This is a genomic window from Undibacterium sp. GrIS 1.8 (assembly GCF_040544445.1).
Taxonomy (GTDB): Bacteria; Pseudomonadota; Gammaproteobacteria; order Burkholderiales; family Burkholderiaceae_D; genus Undibacterium.
Window position 1 is genome coordinate 1 of record NZ_JBEONQ010000107.1, and the last position, 3,680, is coordinate 3,680.

At 52.9% G+C, this 3,680-nt stretch carries 1 protein-coding gene; it reads left to right on the top strand.

The genetic code is table 11. The features are described from left to right. Positions 1 to 3,680: DUF6765 family protein (locus tag AAKU64_RS22225; RefSeq protein ID WP_354363063.1), on the top strand; the 3,680-nt coding region annotated here is incomplete at both ends.

Genomic DNA, 3,680 nt, shown 5'->3' on the forward strand with positions numbered 1-3,680 from the left:
CGCTACCGCTACGACCAACAAGGGCGTCTGATCGAAACCATCCAGCTTAACGCACAAGGCCAAGCTTTACTCGGTAACAAAACCGACTTTGACGATCAGGGTCGTATCACCAAAATCAGCCAGATCAGCTACAGCCCAACCAATGGCAAGGCTGATCCGGCCAAATGGCAAGTGCGCTACGAATACAGCGGCAACAACCCGCAACCAAGCGTCATTATTCGCCCTAGTGTCGTGCCCGGGCAAGAAATGCGCACCACCATTAGCTACCGCACAAATAGCAGTAGCGGCATCAACGCCAACGCACTAGCTAGCACCATTACTGAAAGCGGCTACTTACCCACATTAGACGGCAAAAGCATCGGCTTAGCGATCAACCGAAGCATCAGCTACCGTTACAACAACGCCGGACAACGCATAGAAATCGACGGCCCTCTAGCCAACGGCAGCAGTAACAGCCCGCTAGATTCCGATATCACGCGCAATGAATACGATCCTAAAACCAGACTCCTCACCAAGACCATTGCACCCGGTAATATCGTGACCGAAGTACTGGAACGCGATGGCGCATTACGACCCACTAAAATTCGTACCAGCGACGGGCACGCTGAGCAAATCGCCACCATCAGCAACAACTGGCGCGGCCAGCCAGAACAGATCACGGTACAAAGCGGCAAGCTCAGCCGAAGCCTCAGCTACCGCTACGACGCCAATGGCCGCCTCACCAGCATCACACTACCCGGCAATCTCACAACTCGCCTCCAATACGACCAAGCCGGTCGGCTCACCCATCGTACCCTCCCCGATGGCAGTCAAGTCGTCATGCAACAAGACACCGAGGGGCGCCAACAAAGCCAAACTCTGATGCAAGATCAGCACATCTTCAACAGCATTAAATACCAGTATGATGAAGCCAATCGCCTTAACCAGAGTGAGGATGTCATGGGTAGACGCAGCCAGACCCAATACACCGACTTAGGGCGAATCACCCAAGTCACCAACGCCCTAGGCACCAGCACCCAATTCGACTATGACGACAACGGCCTGCTAAGCACCCGCACCCAGGCGGCCAATACGCCAGACGCCGCCAGCCTCAAACTCGCTTACGACAATCATGGGCAAGCCACTGTTATCACCGCCCCCAATGGTGTTGCTACACAAAGGCGCTATGATGACTTTGGTCGTAAGATCGTCGAGATCAATCCAGATCGCGGCATCAGCCTCTACCGTTACGATGCAGCAGGACGCCTCATCGCCAAAATAGACGACACCCACATCACTACACGTTACACCTACGACTACGCTAACCGTCTTATCGCATTGGGTAGTGACAACACGCCAACTCAAGTGCAATACCGCTACCAAGGCCAACGCCTCACTGAAGTCATCAGCAGTCCCGACGGCAAGGCCGAACACGCCACCGAACGCACCAGCTACCAGATCGACGGCTTTGGTCAAATTACACAAGAAAGTAAATGGATCGCCAAGGTCAATCAGCCTGTCAAGCAAGACAAACAAGGGAAGCAAAATGACCCAGAAAAAATGATCCCAAGCAGCCCGCTCACTGGTCTGAGTTTCATCACTAGCAGCCGCTACGACGAGGCAGGCCGCTTAGTGCAACAAACCCTGCCAGACGGGCATCAACTACGCTATCAATACACACCAGCAGATGGGGTTGAGAAAGCTGGGATAGCACATCGGCCAGGCCAACTCAATGCCATCCTGTTCGACGACAAACTCCTCATCAAAGATCTCCAGCAAAGCCTGGTTGGCGGCATGACAGGCTACCTTAACGGCAATGGCATCAGTCAAGAAATCAAGCTTGACGGCAGAGGACGCATCCAACAATTAACGACCAGCGCAGCAGCTGATACAAATGCGAAAAAATGGTGGCAACACATCCAAATCTGGTTTGGCTGGAATGACAGCACCAGCCAGCCAAGCCAACCGCTCTACCGCCAAAGTAACCGCTACGATGGAGCAGGACGCATCATCGGCATCAGCCGTCAACAACTCAACCCAAAGACCAAGCTACTCTCTGCCAGCAACGATCAGCACTATGGGTACGACGCATTAGACCGGCTCACCCGCCTACAAGCAGCTGACGGCAGCCTCACCCTACTTCGCTACGACTTAGGTGGTAACCGTATCAGCGACACTATCAAGCTCGCAGGGACAAAAATGCTAAGCACGGCCACGCAAAGCGATGCTAACAGTGCCAGCAACGACAGCAACGAGCGTCACTACCGCTACGCCCAAGGTAGCAATCGACTCATCGCCCTCACACAAAGTAGTACGGGCGACACGGGCAATACCGTTGGTATGCGCATGCAAAAAACAGGTCTTAGTACACAACCCGATAACACAACAACACAAAGCGAACAAGTGCAAAGCGCCTGGCTGTATCACGCCACCGGCGTGCCGCTGGCGCAGCTAGACTTCAACAGAGCGGCACAACACGCACTCGATATTGCCAATGTCCACACTGATGCCAACCTAAAAGCCAACACCAGCCGTCGCCTCGTCTACAACAGCGCCAAAAGACCCATCGCCGTCTATGGTAGCAACAATCAACTCATCGCCAGCTACGGCTACAACGTCCAGGGCGAACGTATTGCTAAGACGGTCTACACGGACGCCGGCGCAGCCGACAAAACCGGCAGTACCGGCAGCACCAGCTACAGCCTCTACCGCGATCAACGACTCTCTGCAGAGACCGACAGCGAAGGTCGTATCACGGCGCATTATGTATATCTGTACGGCAAGCCAATCGCCAAGATAGAGATGAGCGCCAATACCAGTACCAAGCATCAAACCTGGAAAACTATCGCCAGCTTGGGCGGCCTCCTCAAATCAACTGAACCAGACGCCAGCGACACGCTAGCCAGTATCTACGCCATCCACACCGACCATGTAGGCACACCGCAAATGGTCACGGATGAGGCGCAACAGATCGTCTGGCAAGCCGACACCACACCGTTTGGCATGGCAACGATCCGCTATGCAGCGATGATGAAGACCGGACAAAGTAATGGTAGTGCCAACACCAACACCAAAGCCTTTGAAATGAACTTGCGTTTGCCAGGACAAGTCTATGACGCCGAGACCGGCTTACATCAAAACTATTACCGCGATTACGATCCGCAACTGGGCAGGTACAGCACACCCGACCCGATAGGTATCGAGGGTGGGATCAATCCGTATAGTTATGTGAATTCCAGTCCGTTGATCAATATCGATCCGCTTGGTTTGTATGAAAGCGATATTCACTACTACATGACCTATTTTCTCGCCATTATCGGAGGCATGAGCGCCGATGATGCCCGTATGATGGCATTGGCTACGCAATTTGTTGACGACAATCCAAATACAAGTCCGACCAACGGCGCGATAGGAACTTTGAACCAAATGGTAGCCACATTTTCGAACCAAACGCAGCTCAAAGATTATCATTTTACGTTGAGCGGTACTAACGGCATTACGGATCCGGCTTATAAAAATTCTACAATACAGAATCCTTCAAGCCCACAATTACAAGCACTGTACAGCTACGCTGTGCCGAAGATAGAAGGAGGATGTGCTCTGGTCAACAATACCTCTCTCCAGTTTATGGGTGAATATCTGCATGCGTTTGAAGATACCTTTGCCCACCGTAAAGCGGACAACACTCCGTTCGACGCCGT